Source organism: Enterobacter sp. RHBSTW-00994 (genome assembly GCF_013782625.1).
Lineage (GTDB): Bacteria > Pseudomonadota > Gammaproteobacteria > Enterobacterales > Enterobacteriaceae > Enterobacter.
On the sequence record NZ_CP056199.1, the window covers coordinates 3,579,021 to 3,598,785 of the forward strand.

The 19,765-nt window shown below is 53.3% G+C and carries 11 protein-coding genes and 1 pseudogene; 7 read left to right on the forward strand and 5 right to left on the reverse strand.

Annotated features, from left to right (window positions below):
• The first annotated feature begins 137 nt into the window (after positions 1 to 137).
• The 3 genes and pseudogenes from HV346_RS17120 to HV346_RS17130 form a co-directional block, all read left to right on the forward strand.
• The gene (locus tag HV346_RS17120) at positions 138 to 338 is read left to right on the forward strand and encodes a hypothetical protein (RefSeq protein WP_181620453.1); all 201 of its coding nucleotides are present in this window, start codon (positions 138 to 140) and stop codon (positions 336 to 338) included.
• An 81-nt stretch (positions 339 to 419) separates the two neighbouring features.
• Positions 420 to 635 (forward strand): AlpA family transcriptional regulator, encoded by a 216-nt coding sequence (locus tag HV346_RS17125; protein WP_181620454.1) that lies wholly within the window; start codon positions 420 to 422, stop codon positions 633 to 635.
• Between the two features lie 35 nt (positions 636 to 670).
• Positions 671 to 2,173, forward strand: a pseudogene (locus HV346_RS17130) (DUF927 domain-containing protein); the annotation flags it as partial.
• A 125-nt stretch (positions 2,174 to 2,298) separates the two neighbouring features.
• On the opposite strand, the gene HV346_RS17135 reads toward HV346_RS17130, so the two are convergent.
• The gene (locus HV346_RS17135) at positions 2,299 to 3,030 is read right to left on the reverse strand and encodes an alpha/beta fold hydrolase (protein ID WP_181620455.1); all 732 of its coding nucleotides are present in this window, start codon (positions 3,028 to 3,030) and stop codon (positions 2,299 to 2,301) included.
• A gap of 173 nt (positions 3,031 to 3,203) precedes the next feature.
• Between HV346_RS17135 and HV346_RS17140 the strand changes: the two genes are divergently transcribed.
• A complete protein-coding gene (locus tag HV346_RS17140; protein WP_181620456.1) occupies positions 3,204 to 3,821 on the forward strand; it encodes a helix-turn-helix domain-containing protein in 618 nt (205 codons plus the stop codon).
• Between the two features lie 97 nt (positions 3,822 to 3,918).
• Here HV346_RS17140 and HV346_RS17145 read toward each other — a convergent pair whose 3' ends face one another.
• Positions 3,919 to 5,379, reverse strand: a complete 1,461-nt coding sequence (locus tag HV346_RS17145) for a YadA C-terminal domain-containing protein (RefSeq protein WP_181620457.1) — start codon at positions 5,377 to 5,379, stop codon at positions 3,919 to 3,921.
• A gap of 685 nt (positions 5,380 to 6,064) precedes the next feature.
• Between HV346_RS17145 and HV346_RS17150 the strand changes: the two genes are divergently transcribed.
• A complete protein-coding gene (locus HV346_RS17150) occupies positions 6,065 to 6,421 on the forward strand; it encodes a hypothetical protein (RefSeq protein WP_181620458.1) in 357 nt (118 codons plus the stop codon).
• 131 nt (positions 6,422 to 6,552) lie between these two features.
• A complete protein-coding gene (locus tag HV346_RS17155) occupies positions 6,553 to 7,101 on the forward strand; it encodes a YceI family protein (RefSeq protein WP_181620459.1) in 549 nt (182 codons plus the stop codon).
• Between the two features lie 3 nt (positions 7,102 to 7,104).
• Here HV346_RS17155 and HV346_RS17160 read toward each other — a convergent pair whose 3' ends face one another.
• From HV346_RS17160 to HV346_RS17170, 3 genes are read right to left on the reverse strand one after another with little or no spacing between them, the layout of a single operon-like run.
• Positions 7,105 to 7,893 carry a hypothetical protein gene (locus HV346_RS17160; RefSeq protein WP_181620460.1) on the reverse strand — a complete coding sequence of 263 codons (789 nt, stop codon included), beginning with the start codon at positions 7,891 to 7,893 and terminating at the stop codon, positions 7,105 to 7,107.
• Positions 7,890 to 8,447 carry a sigma-70 family RNA polymerase sigma factor gene (locus tag HV346_RS17165; protein WP_181620461.1) on the reverse strand — a complete coding sequence of 186 codons (558 nt, stop codon included), beginning with the start codon at positions 8,445 to 8,447 and terminating at the stop codon, positions 7,890 to 7,892. The genes HV346_RS17160 and HV346_RS17165 overlap by 4 nt, the downstream gene beginning before the upstream one ends.
• A complete protein-coding gene (locus HV346_RS17170) occupies positions 8,428 to 8,964 on the reverse strand; it encodes a tetratricopeptide repeat protein (RefSeq protein WP_181620462.1) in 537 nt (178 codons plus the stop codon). The genes HV346_RS17165 and HV346_RS17170 overlap by 20 nt, the downstream gene beginning before the upstream one ends.
• A 738-nt stretch (positions 8,965 to 9,702) precedes the next feature.
• Between HV346_RS17170 and HV346_RS17175 the strand changes: the two genes are divergently transcribed.
• Entirely contained in the window at positions 9,703 to 19,704 is a 10,002-nt protein-coding gene (locus HV346_RS17175) for a BapA/Bap/LapF family large adhesin (protein ID WP_181620463.1), read from the forward strand.
• The last annotated feature ends 61 nt before the right edge of the window (positions 19,705 to 19,765 follow it).

The window sequence follows — 19,765 nt, forward strand, 5'->3', positions numbered from 1 at the left end:
TAAGATGTTTTCACGGATCCGCACAGTATTGAATGTTAAGAATCTTTAAGATCCGTTTTGCCAGGCCAATTAACGATAAACGACTATGACCTGAGGTGAGGACGCACTACTGCGTCTGACTGTGTAAAGGAGAATACATGGCAAGCATTGTTTCGGAGTACCAACGCTTTCTCAATTGTTTAACGCAGCAGGACGTTCCTGATGATGTCCGGCGACTTGCGTATCTGATCTTCGATCATATCCAACCTCTCGCTGAAGTCGGCTCGACTCTCCGGGCGCGTTCAGTTTTGATGGCTAAGAAATTCTTCCCGGACTCATTACTTTCTATCCGGACTTAACTTTTTCACCCGGACCTATACCTCCCCTCCCCCGTTCCGCGCTATAACCGCTCCGACACTCTGTTCCCCTGAGGTGCAATCATGAAAACCAGTACAGACTGTAACGATGCTTTTCCCGAAAGCGGCAATGTGCGTATGCGGCAGGTAGTCCAGTTTCTGGCGATGAGTGAATCGTCGGTTTACCGCCTGCTTAAAGACACCGACTTTCCCCGCCCCGTCCACCTCTCTTCCCGACTGGTGGTCTTCGATGCCGCTGAAATCCGTCAGTGGCAACAGCGCCGCACCGCCATCCGTTAATCCACGCTCAGGGATGAGCCGACTGATACCCCATCATGAAACGCGCGCCCTTTCTCTGTAAGCAGTCTCCGGACCGCACGCACGAAGTGGTAATCCTTGCCGGAAGCCAGGCATGGGAGACCTCACGCGTATGGCGAAAAGATCCCGACCGGGAAGATGATGTTCCCCCGGTGGTACTCGGCCCGGATGAACTGGCCGATCTGGACAACCTGACCATAATCAGGCCCGACACGCTCTACGTCCGGGTATTTCGAACCGGCGATATCCGCGAAGAGGAGTTGCTGAAAATCGCCGTAAAACTGGCGCACGCGGGTGTGCAGATGGCCCGGCTGATGAGCCCTGACGGTGAGTTGCTGGAGAACTGGACCGGACAGCTTGCACGCCTGCGACAGGAAAGGCCTTCTGACATCCTGCCGGATCACTTCCGCCTCGATGAAGAAGCGCTGTGGTTTGACAAGCTCACCGAACGCCGGGACGGTGAAAGCGACGTCCAGCCCCAGCGCATCTGTTCCCCTCTGCGCGTCACCGCCATCACCTGCGACAGCCATGACGGCAGCTATGGCCGCCTGCTGGAATGGCACACGACCACCGGGCAGTCGCGGCGCTGGGCCATGCCGATGGCAATGCTCAGCGGCAACGGCGAGGAGCTGCGGCGCATTCTGCTGGAGAATGGCCTGACCTATATCTCCACCCGCCCCGCCCTGCGCAGCCTGTTATGTGAATATATCTCGCGGTCACTCCCCGGACGCCGGGTCACCTGCGTGGAGAAAACCGGCTGGCATTGCGGGGTGTACGTGCTGCCGGATGAGGTTATCGGTCCCGATGGCAACAATGTCATCCTTCAGGGCAGCCACTACCTGACCGGCGGCTTTGCACAGTCCGGTACGCTGGCGGAATGGCAGGAGCAGGTCGCCGCACTCTGTGCAGGTAACTCACGGCTGGCCTTTGCCGTCTGCTGTGCGCTGGCTGCCCCGTTGCTGTGCCTGACCGGAACGGGTGGCGGAGGCTTTCACCTGCGCGGTGAGTCCACCGACGGCAAAACCAGAGTGATGAAAGTGGCCGCTTCCGTCTGTGGCGGCACAGATTACTGGCACTCCTGGCGAGCCACCGGGAATGCGCTGGAGGGAATTGCCAGCCGACACAATGATGCCCTGCTGCCGCTCGATGAACTGCGCGAAGTGGACCCGCGTGAAGCCGGAATGATTGCCTATATGCTGGCGAACGGCCAGGGCAAGGGCCGCGCCCGCACTGACGGCGAAGTACGTAACCGCAGGCACTGGACACTGCTGCTGTTCTCCACCGGGGAGCTGTCGCTGGCGGAACACACCGAACGCGCCGGGGAGCGTCTCTACGCCGGGATGGACGTGCGCATGGTACAAATCCCCAGCGACACCGGGCAGCATGGCGCGTTTGAGCAGCTACACGGCTTTGCCAGCGGCCAGCAGTTCGCCGATACCCTCTGCGACAGGGTCGCCCGCTTCCACGGCACCGCTTTTCGTGCCTGGCTGATCTTCCTCACCCGCGACATGGACGCCAGCCCATAGGTGATTACCAGAGTCATCCGATGAAGTCCTAAGAGCCCGCACGGCGCAAGCCCTCCGGGCTTTTTTGTGCCCTAAATAATATAGCGACGATGGCTATAACCACCAATGCACACTGAATTCTAATAAGAGGGTAGAGTGTGAAGTATGTCAAATAAGCGATCACGGGCCGTGATAAAGGGTTCATGCCCACTTTCCAGCTCGCGGATATCATCTACTTCGGCACGTTCAGCCATGATTCTCTGTAGCGATGGCGATATAGCCTGATCCAGCGTACAAATCACATAGCTTTTCTTAAGAACCTTGAACGCCTCGCTGACTGCAACCGGTGAAACAACAGGTGCAAGGGGTTGCGGTCTGAATAGCTTAATAAATGGAAGATAGTCCTCCTCCTTTCCATCATTAAAAAATGTGGCGGCAATATGTTCTTCATTGAGGGTTGCTGTCATAGCGGACGCGTCAACACTTGCCACAGGACCAGCAACGCCCATCTGCGCACTCTTTTCCCCCAACTGCATAACCGATTCGCCATGAGCGGGTAGAAATGCGCAGATGTATACCACACGGCTATACAGTTCAGGAGAAACGGATGCTGCATGCGTAACAACAGCGCCTCCCATACTGTGTCCGACCAGGATCACATCACCTGATGTAGATAACGCCTGCGTTTTCTCCAGGACACGCCCTGCACAAGTATCAAGGCTCACCTGCGTCGCTGGAGTCATATCGTCACCACTTCCCGGGAGATCAAAAAACGAAACCTCGTGACCTTCGTCCTGGAGTGCTGTAGCCAGCGCCTTCCAGGCCCATTGCCCTTGCCAGGCGCCATGCACAAGCAGGTATTTACGGGACATAGGTATTTCCTTGCGTTAACAATAAAAGAAAAAGTAGACCCCGTATGCCGGGCGTAAGCCAGATGCAGTATTACACTTAAAAACCATAACACCTCAGGGAAAGAAAAATGAGGTACTGCGTCATACTCTGTTTATAATACTTTTATTCATTGAAATGCGGAGGTGGCATACTTATGGATAATATATCAATTGAAAAATCTATAGCCGCACTTGGTTCAGCCATAATAAATTCAGAAAAATCAGTGTTATTGACCTATGAAAAAAACCAGCGAATCAATACACACAACACAGATGTCATTTATTATGTAGCAAAGGGTAATGTCTCCATACACTCAGAAGATCACCATGGGTTACTATTATTTAACATCTTTGCACCCGAAATCATTGGTCTTGAAAAGATAAGAGGGGTGAACATCATGGGGCATCTTCGCTGCCACACGGATGTTGACATTTATACATTAAAAACAGATGACGCCATTTCTCTTTTTAATGAGCAGAACTTGTGGTCCAATGCATATGATGGTTTATTGCGCTACCTCAACTCACTTTCCCGAAGAGAGCGCAGATTAAACCAACCCAAAATAAGTCACATCATCATTGAGCATATAAAATACATTTGGACATTAAGACCCGATCAAAGGGAAAGAACATCTATTTTTTCTTATATTTTACAAAGAAGTAATATATCACGAAGTGCGGTCCATAAAACTGTCGCAGAACTGGAAAAAGAAGGTCTGATTCTGGTACAGCGGGGGATATTGATTGAATGCCACCTTGGTGCGCCAGATTAATTATCACCCCTACATTCATTTAATGACGAAAAGCCGGTGAATCAATATACTCACCGACTTTTTACTGGATGATGTTATCCGTTAAATGATGGTCATATTACCAGCCGTAACTCACACCACCTCCAATCACAAAATTCTGCTGCGTATCATCTGATACCGATGCTTTGACAATAACGCGTTCTCCGGCACGGGCAGAGAACCCCACAGCCGCAGCACTTTCTCCATCCGTCGAGCCTACGCCAGCACCAATGCTAAACGTCTGCCCCTGAATAACCTGAGGGATATTTGCCATTGCAGCCACGCCTGAGATAGCAGCAGAAGCGCGCTGGCGGTTTTCGTCAATCCGGTTATTCATTTTACTGAAATTCTTGTCCGTATCGGATTTCAGCGTTGTGATCTGCTCTTCCTCAGCGGCAATATTGGCACTGTTTTCTGCTACGCGATGGTTGGTAGCCTGGATAGCGTTCTCATTTTCTTCCGCGTGGGCATACGCAATATCCGCACGTGATTGAGCCTCCTCCCCTTTGGCTTCTGCACGTGTCACACTGGCTGACAGGGTATTCAATGTATTGTTTTTTGTAACGTCTACTGCATTGGCTTTCGAATCGGTAAGTGCTTGCGACTGCGCAAGAGTACGCTGCTGATTGCTCACCACACGGGCATCGCCTTCGGCCTGTTGCAGGGCGGTTACCTGCGGCGCGGTGCGCTGGATATTGCCCTTCACCTGACCGAACTTCTGCTCCAGCATCGCAGCATGCAGGGCCTGCGTCTGGCCTGCGGTGCGGGTCTGGTTGTCCGCCACACGGGCATCACCTTCCGCCTGTTGCAGGGCGATTACCTGCGGCGCGGTGCGCTGGATATTGCCCTTCACCTGACCAAACTTCTGCTCCAGCATCGCCGCATGCAGGGCCTGCGTCTGGCCTGCGGTGCGGGTCTGATTGCCCACCACACGGGCATCACCTTCGGCCTGTTGCAGGGCAGTCACCTGCGGCGCGGTGCGCTGGATATTGCCCTTCACCTGACCAAACTTCTGATCGAGAATCGCCGCATGCAGGGCCTGCGTCTGGCCTGTGGTGCGTGCCTGGTTGTCCGCCACCCGGGCATCACCTTCGGCCTGTTGCAGGGCGGTTACCTGCGGCGCGGTGCGCTGGATATTGCCCTTCACCTGACCAAACTTCTGATCGAGAATCGCCGCATGCAGGGCCTGCGTCTGGCCTGTGGTGCGTGCCTGGTTGTCCGCCACACGGGCATCGCCTTCGGCCTGATCACGCTTTACAGAAAGCGGGACGACCTGGGGATTGGAATGAACGCTATCCAGAGGAGGAAGAGTATGTAATGTTGAATTGCCATACCAGGTGACGCCAGTCATATAGTCGCGTACCGCCTGCAGGTCCTTCATATAATCGGCTTTCATATTATTAATAATATAAGAAGGAACATCTGGATTTGCTTGTTGATAAGCTTTAATTAAATCCTGATCTGCTGCCGTTAAATGTGCCTGTGCAACACCAGAGGAGGCTGACGCGATAATCGCCAACGCAATAAACTTCATTTTCATTAAAATTATCCTGTAAAAATACCTCGTCAATAGCGAGGCACTTTTATCATCAATAAAGCGCACTGCATTGACGCATAGATATACCGTGACTCATCGCCACTGACATTGTGCTTTGGCTATTAACCGTTCCAATATTTATTACCAGAAAAGGCAATACTTTATTTATCACGATAAGAATGATCGCGACACTTACTCGCATACAAAAAAAACAAGCGCATCTAAATGTTTACATTATCAAACTAAAAACATCTCCATGCCAGCCTATACGATGCATTAATCTTTCCTGTAAAATCGGTAAAAACGTTCTCACCACCTCAAAAATCACGTAGCAAAAATACCGTTGAAATTAATTAAACGCAAACACATCAGCCTGGCAATTATGTGCAAAATTACACATTACAAATCCCTCACAAATAACAAACTTTGATTTCACCTCACAATAAAATGAATAAAAATGATAACAGTTATTATTTCAACACAACGATTACACCAATGGCAGAACGCACTGCACTCTTCCCCATATTTATCACGTGAGAAAAAGATAAAAACCTGCATGTTATTTCGTCCACTTTTTAACCAGCACACGTCTTGCTCCACTTACAGTTTTTTCTTAGAGCCATAACGAATTATCCATGCCATCCTTAACCACGCTCATAACACTGAAAACGTTAGTTGAGGAAAAAAGATGAAAACGACAATGATTGCACTCTCAGCCCTTCTGCTGGCTTCTCCTGTTTTTGCGACGACCACACATGCAACCGACGACACTGTTGCCGCGGCAAATGAAAATGCCAATACCGCGAAGCAAAAACTGCATCAGGAACAGCACAAAGGCGAAGAGCTGAAGCTCAAATCTAAACATGCTGCTGAAGGTAAAAGTGAGAGCCTGGGCAGCAAGGTCAGTGAAGACTCCCAAAAGGCCTGGAATAAAACGAAAGAAGGCACAGAGAAAGGTTGGGACGCTACCAAAGAAGGCGCTGAAAAAGGCTGGAATAAGACCAAACAAGGTGCAGCAGACCTGGAAAAAAAAGTCACTGAATAAGCTGCTTACCCTTACCCCTGAAGGCCGCAAATGCGGCCTTTTTCATTTCTCCCCTCCAGTCAGTCACAGAGAACCGAATAAATTCTCTCCTTCGGGCGTTTACGCACTGCCTGAATAACGGAGTGTTTTTTATGACCCGGTTTACTTCCCTGTTGTTTGCGCTGTTCCTTAGCTCACCCTTGTATGCGATACCCCACTCCAGCGATATCGATCGGGATAACACAGCCATCGTACTTTCATGGCACGCCTTCGGAGGACTCCTTTCCCGGGCGTGGCTGAACAATGTCACAGGGAACGTGACCCTCGATCCCGATAACGAGTTTAACGATCATGTTCGCGTGACGATCCCCGTTTCGACGCTGATCGCCTCCAACAGCCTGCTCACCTGGCAACTCAAGAGCGATATGTTCTTTGACGCTCAGCACTACCCAACTATCACCTTTATCAGTAGCAGAGTCGTCCCACTGGATAGCCACCGCTTTCGGATATTTGGTGTGCTGGATGTGAGGGATATCCGCCAGCCAGTGATTCTGGAAGCAGAACAGAGAGAACAGAACGGGTCATTAATCCTTCACGCAACCACCTCGATATCCCGCTCTGCCTTTAACATGACCCGTTTTGCGGTGGTGGTTGACGACCGTATTACGATCAATATTGATATTCAGGCCCATCAGCATTAAGCCCTATACCATCCCCTTTTGTAATCCTTGCGCCATTTCCTGCAACTGCTGCGCCGGGTTACGGCCTATAAGGACGAACTGATAGCCCCGATGATTCCACCAGGCAATGTTCATATTGTGCCGTTTCTCTTGTTGAACGGGTGTCGACTCGCCCTTCCCTCTGGCGGAAATACACAGCGCCATCGGGCCATAATCCGTGTGCAGCCAGGCAATCTGGGCGATAGAGGTACTCTCGTAGCGCAGAATGCGTACCATTTTTAACTCAGCCCCCTGTAGCATCAGTTGCTGTTCGTTCAACTGCAGGCCAACATCCTGCGCTGTTCGGGTTAATCCTTTCTGGATGACAGAAGGAGCACTGTCGGCATCCACCAGCGTTTCCGCACTGTAAAGCGACATGTACTGCGCCTCCAGATCGCGGATATGTTCACTTTCGTCAAACTCAGCAGCACCAGGATGGAGCAGATACCCAAGCCCCGAGCCTATCACCAGACAACTGAGTGAGGCGGCAATCAGTGACCGACGCGTGACACCCACACGTGGCACAGGGTGTTCAGCCAGATGCGCATTCAATGTCTCCTGCATACGTGCAAGCGGCGCATCCTCCAGTAAGGATGCAAAGGCCTGTTTATAATTCTGATGGCTTTCCATCAGTTCTGCAGTGCGTCCGGAAAGTTGCTCGTCATTGCGCAGAGCCTGCTCAAACTGACGCGCATCGGCATCCTCCATTTCACCATCAAGCCACGTCACAATGGCATCATCATGGTAAGGGGGCGTAAAACGTATGGATTTCAAGAGCGTCTCTCCTTTGTCTGAAGGGGGACATCAAACGCTTTTGCCAGCGTAGCGCGTGCAGTGGCTAATCGACTCATAATGGTTCCAACAGGAACCGATAAGGTCTCCGCCGCCTCCTGATAGGTGAACCCTTCGACATAAACTAAAAAAACCGTATTACGCTGCGCTTCCGGCAATACATTCACCCGTTGCATAATTTTCCGGTAACGCAGGCTGTCATCATCACTGTCTCGCGTATCCGGGGCGACCAGATCCTCGCTTTCGACAAAACCTTGCCCCAGACGCACACGTTGCGCCCGTAAGTCAGATATCCATATTGAGTGGAGAATCGAAAACAGCCATCTGTCGATACGCGTTCCAGGCGTAAACTGCGCGCTCTTTTCGAGCGCGCGAACACAGGTAGACTGAACCAACTCTTCGGCAATATCACGATTGCGCGACAGCACCAGACCGTAGCGCCAAAGGCGCGTCAGGTGGGCGGCAAGCTGCTGGCGAATGTCACTGGTGGTGATTTTCAGTTCCTCCGGGAATGGCTCAGGATTCAGGGTGTCCATTAATCGCGGCCTGTAAATCGCGATACTCTTCGCAACCCTGACCGCAAATACTGGCAATCACCTTCAACTGCTCTTTTGCAAGGTCAGGACGACCTTTTACCATCCATGCCTCTCCCAGGTATTCGCGAGCTTTGGCATACCGGGGCGCAATGGCAAGCGAACGTTGGTAGTAACCAATACCCTCATCCGTTCGTCCAAGTTTACGAGTGGCGTAACCCCGATAGTTCCAGGCTTCGGCCGTATTCCCGTTTTTTAGCGTATCCAGCAGATTCAGTGCAGCCTGGTACTCCCCCTTTTTCGCCAGGTGGTAAGCGTAGTGGGTTTTATCTTGATCGCTAAGACTGCTGGTTTTGTCAGGCACGCATTTCCTGGTCACACTGTCATACACCTGCCCGGATGGGCAGTCTGGCGTTTTACTCTCAGTACTATTATCGCCCATAGCCAGCGACGGTGGGATCTGCAGGCAAAATAGCAGTACCGGGATTGTCAGGTAGCGAGCGGTCGTTGGGGTGTTCATGTTCAGCTCCAGGGTAAGTGCACATTAGGTGTACCTGTGGTTAACGCACATCCCTCTCCTTTTATTCATTGCCCAGCCCATTTTTTTTGCTTTTCTACTGAAAATGGACTGCCGTAATATTTAAAAGCAATCTATCAGATCGAAATAATAATCAACTGGCAATTAGCCCATCTAGCAGATAATAATTATTGCGCCAGAAAAAATCTTTAAAATAAAAATAAAAACATAATATATCATGTTCCAGAGTTCATTTAACAAGGCTTAAACAATTATTAAGCGGCCATTAAATTAAACCCTATAAAAACTGAAGAAGCATCACAAAATTATCTCACCCACCCCATTCAATATCAATTCAACGACCTCCAACCCCTTGCAAACTCTGACCGCAGGCATTTCGACACGATTCAGCGTGAACCACTACTCAGACACCAATCTTTTATTAAGAACAACTTAATATTTATTCACCACGACTAAATTTGCGCATTCCTTTATTTATAGCTATATCATTTTCAGAGGCAAAAAATAGTAACTCCATAATTTAAAGGGTCTTACATACAGCAAAAGAACCGGATAAATTCAACCTACAAGAAATAATGTATTTCAGACTGACGTAGCCACTCTTCGTACTGGCGGGCATCGCTCACGCCAAAGAAATCAACGGTAGACGACTATCAGGCATAGCGATTCAACCGGGGGGGCGGGTCACTTTATTACAACTCTGCTGGGAGTCATAACCATATGAGCCAAATCTCTGTCATCTCCAAATTGACTGGCGTGGAAACCACCACGGAAAGTACCCAGATAACCCTGGATCATTCCTCTATTGTTAAACTTCACCTGGAACGCTCAGATATCGAGCACTTCACCCGCAGCAATAACGATCTTGTGATCACCCTGCACTCCGGCGAAACCATTACCATCAAGAACTTCTATCTCGTCGACGGAGAGGGGCTTAGCCAGTTAGTACTTGAAGAGAGCAACGGCGCACTATGGTGGGTTGAAGAGCCCGCAACAGCCCTGCACTACGAATCCATTGAATCAACAGACATGCTACTGGCTGCAGCCGCAACCGGAGCTGACTCCACAACCGGTAGTGCGATTTGGCCATGGGTGCTTGGCGGAATTGCCGCCGCAGGTGGCGTCGCCCTTGCAGCTGGCGGAGGAGGAGGTGGTGGTGGCGGTAGTGGTGGTGGAAGCGATCCCAGCAATCCTGGTCAGCCTTCAACGCCAGATACCACCGCGCCTGCGGCCCCTGTTATTTCCGGAGCGGCAGATAATATCGGTACGATTCAAGGCTCGCTCACCAGTGGGCAAAGCACAGATGATACTCGCCCGACCTTAACCGGCACGGCAGAAGCCGGCTCGACAGTGACGATCTATGATAACGGCGCGATTATCGGCACAGTAGTGGCAGGTAGCGACGGGAAATGGAGCTTCACACCGTCGACCGATTTAAGCGAAGGCACGCACAGTATTACGACCCGAGCCACCGATGCTGCGGGCAACACGGGAGCAACCTCTCCCCCGTTTACGCTGGTGGTGGATACCACACCACCCGCAACACCAACCGTGTTAAATGCTAACGACCACACAGGCTCTTCCGTCGCGCAAATCCTGACGGGGAACTACACGCATGCCAGTAAGCCCGAATTTAACGGGAAAGGCGATCCCGGTGACACCATCACCCTCTATGACAAAGGGGTAAAAATAGGTGAAACCATCGTCGATGCCAACGGTAACTGGAGTTTTACCCCCAAAACCCCCCTCTCTGAAGGGGCGCATTCCCTGACCGTCAGTGAAACAGATCCCGCCGGCAACAGTAGCGGCATGTCCAAACCGCTTAACTTTGTTATCGATACCCAGCCGCCAGCCCAGCCCGTTGCTCAGATCAACGGCACTGGGGATCAGATTACCGGTACAGCCGAAGCGGGAAGCACAATCACCATTAAAAATGCCACAGGAACCGTGATCGGAACCACCACTGTGGATAACACCGGGCACTTTACCGTCACGCTCTCACCTGCCCTTTCAAACGGCGAAAAACTCACTGTTACGGCGGTTGATGAGGCCGGAAACAGCAGCACGCCTGCCAGCCTCACCGCTCCGGATACCACCGCCCCGGCGATGCCGACTAACGTCGTGGTGAATCATGATGGCGACCACGTCACGGGTAAAGCCGAGCCAGGCAGTGATATCAAGATTACAGATGAGAAAGGAGTGCAGATCGGCACAGGCCAGGCGGACAGCAACGGTAATTTCGATGTTCAGATTTCACCGTCACAAAATAATGGCCAGGTCCTGAATGTCACGGCCACCGATGCCGCAACTAATACCAGCCAGCCTGCCCACGCCACAGCGCCCGACACCACCGCGCCGGATGCCCCAACCAATATGGTTGTCTCCGCTGATGGGTTAACCCTGACCGGCAAAGCAGAAGCAGGTAGCACTATTACGGTAAACAACGGGACAAAAAACGTGGGAACGGTGGTAACGGATGATAAGGGGAATTTCACCGTCACACTCAATCCGCCGCAGCGTAATGGCGAGACGCTTTCCGCCACCGCCACCGATCAGGCCGGTAATACCGGGCTACCGGGGACGGCGGCAGCACCTGACACAACCCCCGCGCAAACGCCTGAAATTCTTGGCGTTACCGATAATGTCGCTGACTTTACGGGAAGCGTCTCCAACGGCGGGCTGACTAACGACAACCACCCCACGATTTACGGTAAAGGTGAGGCAGGAACTACGCTCAACCTCTACAGCAATGGTGATTTTATGGGTTCTGTGACCATTCAAAATGACGGCTCGTGGACGTTCCCGGCCACGGTGACGCTCCATGAGGGCGGTAATGTCCTGATAGCACAGGCGGTCGATCCCCATGGGCTGCCCAGCGGGACATCCACCTCCTGGACGGTCAATGTTGATACCGGTAAACCCGATGCACCGACACTGAAGGATGTTATTGACGATACGCCTGCCAATACCGGAGTGATCATCAGCGGCCAGTTGACCAACGATAATACCCCAACCTTCAATGGTACTGGCGAACCAGGGGCCATCATCAACGTGACAGAAGCCGGTAAAGTCATCGGAACTGCACAAATTGATGAGAATGGCGTATGGACCTGGACACCAGGCGCTACGCTGCCAGATGGCGCACACAGCCTGACTTTTGTCGCCGTGGATGCCGCTGGCAACCACAGTGATCCTTCTGCAGTATTTGTACTCAACCTCTCAACCGTTGCGCCGGGCGTACCAACGATCGATGCCGTGACAGATGATGTTGGCAGCATCAAAGGCCCCGTAACCAGCGGCAAGCCAACGGATGACACCCAGCCACTGCTGGAAGGCACAACCACATCGGGCAACACCATTGCCATTTACGATAACGGTAAATTCCTGGGAAATGCCACGGTGAACAGCAGTGGGCACTGGAGTTTTACGCCAACGGTTCCCCTCAGCAACGGAACTCACAGCATCACAGCGGTTGCAATTAACGAAGCGGGCAACACGTCCACTTCCAGCCCATTTGTTGTGGAGGTGGATACTCTGGCCCCGAGTGCGCCCTCAACGCCGGTGGTCACCGTTAACCCGGATGGCATAGACGTTATCTTGCAACCGGGTCAGCCAACGCGCGACACCACGCCAACACTGAGTGGTTCGGGGTCAGTTGGCGATATTATCACCATCTATAACGGCAACAGCGTACTCGGAACCGCCAAAGTCGATGAGAACGGTCATTGGGCGTGGACACCCGATCCAGCGCTTCCCAACGGAACCTACAACATCAGTCTGACCGCAACAGACACAGACGGAGCAGGCAACGAAAGCCCCGCCTCCCATGCTGCGACGATTATTATTGATACCGATGCCCCGCTCGCACCCGCCGCGCCTGTGGTCACGGACAATGTGGATGCGTTCACAGGCCATATCAGTAATAACAGCACGACAAACGACGGGCGTCCTGTATTGAGTGGAACAGGGGAACCAAACTCCATTATCACTGTTTATGACACCTACAATGCGGTAAAAATCTCACTGGGAACGGCCACCGTCGACTCCACAGGACACTGGAGTTTCCAGCCTTCTACGTCACTGGGCCAGGGCAATCACACCTTTAGCACGACCGAAAAGGATGAGGCGGGCAACATCAGTAGCGAAGGGGCAACCATCACTGTCACGGTGGATACCATTGCTCCTAATTCGCCGTCGAACCTGCTCATCAACGCACAAGGCACAATACTTTCTGGTACAGCCGAAGCGGGCTCTACAGTGGAAGTACGGGATGCCACGAACAAAGTTATTGGGACAGGCACTGCTGACGTGAACAATCACTTCACGATCACGCTCTCCTCGCCACAGGGTTCAGGAAATGCGCTGACCATCACGGCTGAAGACAAGGCCGGGAATACCAGTGATGCCGCCAACTGGACGGTGATCGGGACCGTTAAGCCACCGGTTATTGACGCCATCATCGATGATGTCGGCACAATTCAGGGGAACATTAAAGGCGGGATCTCGGACGATACCCTGCCCACGATCAGCGGGACAGCCGAAGCCGGTAGTACGGTCAGGCTTTATCAGGATGGCTCTCTGGTGGCGACCATTGTCTTGAGTCCAGGACAAACCACCTGGAGCTACCAGCTCACGAACCCGCTGACTGAAACCGCACACAGTTTTACCGCCACCGCCACGATAGGAGCCAATACCAGTTCGTTCTCCGAGCTGGCAAATGTCATCATTAATCTCTCGACCGCAGGCACGCCCGTGATCAGCGCCGTGACCGATGACGTACCGCCGTATACTGGAGCGCTGACAAGCGGCCAAACCACCAACGATAAAACACCCACCCTGAGCGGAACGTCTGGTGCAAACGACACCATCTCGATCTACGATGGGCTGACGAAGATTGGCGAGACCACCGCCGGGCCGGATGGGAAATGGAGCTATACCACTGACCCGCTATCTGAGGGCAGCCATAGTCTGACCATCACCGTGAAAGATTCCGGTAACAACGTCAGTGTGCCTTCTGAAGCTTTCGTGGTAATTGTCGATACCACCCCACCGCTTCAGCCAACCATTGATACCGTTACCGATGATGTGCCGCTGATTTTGGGCAACGTCGCTAAAAATGATGCCACCAATGACACCACCCCGACCTTGTCCGGTACGGCCGAAGCGGGAAGTACGGTGTCGATCCGTGATAATGGCGTAGAAATTGGGACCGTTGTTGCGGGAGTTGGCGGAACATGGATCTTCACCCCGACAAAAGGCCTGGCTGACGGTACGCATACTTTCACCGTGGTCGCTACCGATGCCATTGGCAATCAGAGCGTCATCTCAGACGGGTATACCGTTACCATTGCCACAACCCCTCCCGCTCAGCCAACGCTGGACACTCTTCTGGATGATGCGCCATCCGGACTGGGGAATCTGACAAACGGTCAGTTGACCAACGACAACACGCCAACCCTCAACGGGACAGGGACCAGCGGCAATATTATCCACATTATGGATAACGGTACGGAAATTGGCACAGTAACGGTTCTCAATGGCAAATGGAGCTTTACGCCAACCCTGCCGCTGGGCGACGGTGTTCATAATCTGCGTGTTTTCGCCAGTGATGCTGCGGGCAACACCTCTACCACAACACCGGCTTTTGCGATTACGGTTGATGCAACACCGCCAACGAATCCCGTCGTCACAAGCGTAGTCGATGATATCGGGCCGGTGACCGGGCAAATTGCACCGGGAGGGACAACGAACGATAACCGACCGACACTCAGCGGTACGGGGGAAATCGGTTCTACCATCCACATTCAGGAAGGCGGGGTCGATATTGGCACTGCCGTGGTGGGCGCAAATGGGACCTGGACGTTCACGCCAGGTACAAACATGGGCGAAGGACTCCATACTCTGGTGATTGTCGCCACCGATCAGGCAGGAAACACCAGCCCTGGCAGTGCTAACGTCATCTTTACCGTTGATACCCTCGCACCATCGGCTCCTGTTGTGCTGACGGTGAGTGACGATGTAGGCAGTAAACAATTACCCCTCGTCAGTGGGCAATCCACAGATGACACCACGCCCACGTTTACCGGCTCAGCAGATCCAGGGGCGGTGATCACCATTTACGATAACGGTATCCTGCTGACCCAAATCACCGCCGATGGCGCAGGCGTCTGGATCTATACCCCTCCGGCCCTGAGCGAAGGCAGCCACGGATTTACCTTTACCGCCACAGATGCAGCGGGCAACGTTGGCCCGGCATCTGGCGCATTTACCGTTATCGTTGATACGACCAAACCCTCTGTGCCGTTTATTACTCAGGCCATTGACGATGTTGGAACGGTTCAGGGCGTACTCGGAAGTGGACAAGTCACCGACGATATCAATCCACTGCTGAAAGGCACGAGTGAACCCCTGGCTACCGTGAGCATTTATGATGGCTCAACGCTTCTGGGTACGACCCTCTCTGACGCCAATGGTAACTGGTCCTTCCAGGTGATCTCCAGCCTGAGCGAGTCAACCCACAACTTCACGGTTAGGGCGACCGATGCGGCCGGAAACCTCAGCGATTCATCCGCATCGTTTACGCTGACAGTTGATTTAACCCCGCCCGCACCGCCGGTCATCACCTCTGTGGTTGACGATGTTGCGCCGGGCATCGGCAGCCTGACGAATGGCCAGGCAACAAACGATAACCTGCCAACGTTATCTGGTACGGCGGCAATCGGTTCGCTGGTTCGCATCTATGACGGTACAACGCTTATCGGCAGCGTCGTCGCCACCAACGGAACCTGGAGTTTTACCCCCACAGTGGCACTGGCTGACGGCCCACACGCACTAAAAGCCACCGTCAGTGACGCGGCGGGCAATCCAAGTACCGACTCCAACGTGTTTAACATCATTGTGGATGCCACTGCCCCTAACGCCCCGATCATCACCCGTATTCTTGATGATGTGGGGTCCGTCACCGGGCCGATTTCCAGCTCAATTCCGACCAATGACAACACACCAGAGCTCCACGGCACAGCAGAAGCCAATGCCGTCGTGCGCATTTATGATGGCGCACTGCAAATTGGCCAGGTCACGGCAGATATCAACGGTAACTGGACATTCACCACCGCCACACTGCCTGACGGACAACACAACTTCAGCGTGACCGCCAGTGACGCGCTGGGCAATACCAGCACTTCCTCAGCAATTAGCTCTATTGTGGTCGATACACTTGGGCCGCTCGCACCGACGGGGCTTCTGGTGACTAACGTAGGGACACGCGTGACGGGCCTGGCGGAAGCGGGCAGCACGGTGACGATCACCTCCAGTGGTGGCACTGTACTTGGTACAGCAACCGCCGACGGTAATGGCAACTTTACCGTTACGCTCAATCCTCCGCAGACTAACGGTGAGATCCTGCTCGCGTTTGCTACCGACAAAGCCGGTAACCTGGGGATTTCAGCCAACGTCATCGCCCCCTATACCACGCTGCCGAACGCGCCAGTCATTGCCAGCGTGACCGATGATCAAGGTTCAGTGAAAGGGACGCTGACCAATGGACAGAGCACCGACGATACGACACCGACGCTGACAGGTACGGCTCAGCCAGGTTCAACCATCACGCTGTACAATAACGGTTTGCCAATGGGCACAGCCGTTGCCGACATCAACGGCAACTGGACCTTTACCACGCCAACGCTTGGTGAAGGGACACACGCCTTTACCGCGACGGCCACCAACGGTACGGGCACAGGCCCGATCTCAGGAGCAATCGCTGTTGTCGTGGATCTGACAGCACCGAATACGCCAACGGGGGTATTCAATGCAGATGGCAGTGTATTGACTGGCCAGGCTGAAGCAGGCAGCACCGTCAGCATTCGCATGCCTGATGGTACGATCTACACCACAACGGCTAACGGCAGTGGAACCTATACCTTCACTTTTGCGAATAAACAGACTGAAGGCGAAACACTGACCCTTACCGCGACCGATGCCGCCGGGAACACCTCACAACAGGGACAGGCACTTGCACCGACACTGCCGCTCTCAGCAGCGAACAATGTCGATGAACTGAATTTCACAACCACAGCAACCGTCACCAATGCGCAGTACAGCGATTACGGATTCTTGCTGGTCGGTGCGGTCGGAAACGTCCTGTCACTTCTGGGGAACAACAGTGCGCAGGTGACCTTCAATATAGATCCGGGCGCTTCCGCCAATATCACCATCAATGCCTACGGTACTGGTGCCGTTCTCAGCTTGCTTAATACCATGCAGATTGTGGTCCAGCACTGGGATGCGACCAACAACGTCTGGACGACCGTGGTGGATAGCGGGAATGGCAGTGCCCTCAATCTACTAACCCTCGGCGCAAGCGGTGTTTCTCTGAACATGAGTGGTCTGCCGGAAGGACAGTATCGGGTCCTGACATACAACACCAGCCTGCTGGCAACGGGGTCCTATAGCAGCCTGGATGTGGACGTCACGCAAACCAGTGCGGGCACTATAGTCGGAACCAACCATAGTGTTTCGGGTAACGTGATAAGCGATGTCGATGCGAATGCAGGCAGTGACAATGCGCCACTCGGCACGCTGGTGACTCAGGTCACCAACGCTCTGGGGCAAGTCACTGCGGTCAACGCGACCGGGACGACCATTATTCATGGGTTATACGGTGATTTAACCATCAATGCCAACGGGACTTACTCCTACGTACTCACTACCACCAACGCCCAGGCCTACGGACGCACCGAGAACTTCACCTACACCATCGGCCACAACGGCGTAACGGCCAGTGCGCAGTTGGTTATCTCCCTTGGCAGCAGCACCCTCTCCACTGCCAACGCGACAGCCGTAGATGACACGGCGACATTTGCCTTCGATACCAGCGTCCATGCCATCGATAACGGAACCTCCTCACAGGGTGGATTTACCGTGGTCGGCGTCGGTCTGGGGAGTGTCCTGAGTCTCGATGTGTTGAGTAACCTCAGTAACCCGATTATTTATAACGTTGACCAGGGCACAACGCGCACCATGACCTTGCAGGCAAATGTGGGGGGCGTCGCCATTGGTTCGGTATTTGACCTGTACATCTACAAGTTCAACGCCGCAACCCAGACCTATCAGCAGTATCGCTACGAAAAAAGCTGGCTGACCGCCCCGCTGTTGGGTGGTGTATCGTCAAAACTGACCGTGGATCTTCCTCCGGGCGAATACCTGTTCCTGCTGAACACCGCCTCAGGGATCACCGCCCTGACCGGATACACCCTGAACGTACTGGAAGACCACGTCTATACCGTATCCAGTACGACCGGTAGCACAACCGGTAACGTGATGGCCGATGACATCATCCCGACAGGCGTGACAGCAGCGGTAACGGACGTTAACGGCGTGCATGTTAACGCGATGGGCGTCACCACTATCCAGGGGTTGTACGGTAGCCTGACGATCGATGCTCAGGGGAATTACACCTACACTCTGCGTAGCGGCGTCGGGGCGGATAAAATCAGTACGCCGGACACCTTTGTCTATACGATCACCGACTCGAACGGTCACAAAGACAGCGCATCGCTCAACATCACTCCGACACCCCACGCGCTGGATGCAATCAACGATGTCAGTAAACAGGTGGTGTTCGATACCACACAACATATTGCAGCCTGGAGTGATACCACGGTGGGCACAACGACCTGGACAACCGCGCTGTTTAAATCCACCAGCGGAACCGGTAGCGGAACCTTTGTCGTCGACCCGAACACCGCGCTGCACAACATCGTGTTGCATTTTGATATCTCATCCCTGCTGCCGCTTGGCGGGTTGGGGGTTAGCTGGTCTATCACGCTGCTGGGTGCATCAAGCCCGCTGCTGACCGGTTCATTTACCGGCGGCTCCACCTCAATAAACTTAACGGGCCTGGATCTGGATTCAGGAACCTACACCCTCTCCTTTACCGGTACAGCTGGTGCGCTAAGTGTCGGCGGCATAACCATCACGCCATCGGTCACAGGCACGTCAGTGTTCCTCTCGAACTACGAAACGACCGGGGGTCATTCCGTACTGGGGAATATCTACGACGGGAGTGATTCTCAGGGCGCCCTGGATCAACTGGCGTCGGTGAATACCCGCCTGAGTATCACGGGTTTTGACGGCCATGTGAGTACGCTTGATCCCTTTACCTCCAGCAACACCACAGCGACGGTGGTGGGTCATTACGGCATACTTACTATTGGAGTCGACGGCAGCTATACCTACACGCTGAACAGTGGCGTTTCAATTGCGAGCATGAACAGTAAGGAGATCTTTAATTACACCCTGACCGCGGCGAATGGTCAGTCTGACAGCGCCACATTAACCATCAATTTGTCGCCACAAATGACCAGCACCAATCACAATGACATCGTGACGGGGAGCGCCTATGGCGACACGCTGATATATCACGTTCTCGATACCACCGTTGGTGCAGGAACCGGAGGGAATGGTTCTGGCGATCACTGGACCAATTTCTCAGTCTCTCAGGGGGATAAGATCGATATCTCTGACCTGCTGGTGGGCTGGAACGGTCAAGCCTCTACGCTTGGCAACTACCTGCATGTCACCACCAGTGGCAATAACACCGTGATTTCCATCGACCGTGACGGCGCAGGAAGTGCCTATTCCAATACCACCCTTGTCACTCTGGATAACGTTCAGACCACCTACGACGAACTTGTCAACCAGCATCACAACATCATTACCTGATAGCACACACAAAATGACCCGGGCGCATGCCGCCCGGGCAAAAACACAAGAAAGCGGCACG

Coding starts and splice junctions, on each gene's coding strand:
- HV346_RS17120 (WP_181620453.1), top strand. CDS start 138: ATGGCAAGCATTGTTTCGGAGTACCAACGCTTTCTCAATTGTTTAACG.
- HV346_RS17125 (WP_181620454.1), top strand. CDS start 420: ATGAAAACCAGTACAGACTGTAACGATGCTTTTCCCGAAAGCGGCAAT.
- HV346_RS17135 (WP_181620455.1), bottom strand. CDS start 3,030: ATGTCCCGTAAATACCTGCTTGTGCATGGCGCCTGGCAAGGGCAATGG.
- HV346_RS17140 (WP_181620456.1), top strand. CDS start 3,204: ATGGATAATATATCAATTGAAAAATCTATAGCCGCACTTGGTTCAGCC.
- HV346_RS17145 (WP_181620457.1), bottom strand. CDS start 5,379: ATGAAAATGAAGTTTATTGCGTTGGCGATTATCGCGTCAGCCTCCTCT.
- HV346_RS17150 (WP_181620458.1), top strand. CDS start 6,065: ATGAAAACGACAATGATTGCACTCTCAGCCCTTCTGCTGGCTTCTCCT.
- HV346_RS17155 (WP_181620459.1), top strand. CDS start 6,553: ATGACCCGGTTTACTTCCCTGTTGTTTGCGCTGTTCCTTAGCTCACCC.
- HV346_RS17165 (WP_181620461.1), bottom strand. CDS start 8,447: ATGGACACCCTGAATCCTGAGCCATTCCCGGAGGAACTGAAAATCACC.
- HV346_RS17170 (WP_181620462.1), bottom strand. CDS start 8,964: ATGAACACCCCAACGACCGCTCGCTACCTGACAATCCCGGTACTGCTA.
- HV346_RS17175 (WP_181620463.1), top strand. CDS start 9,703: ATGAGCCAAATCTCTGTCATCTCCAAATTGACTGGCGTGGAAACCACC.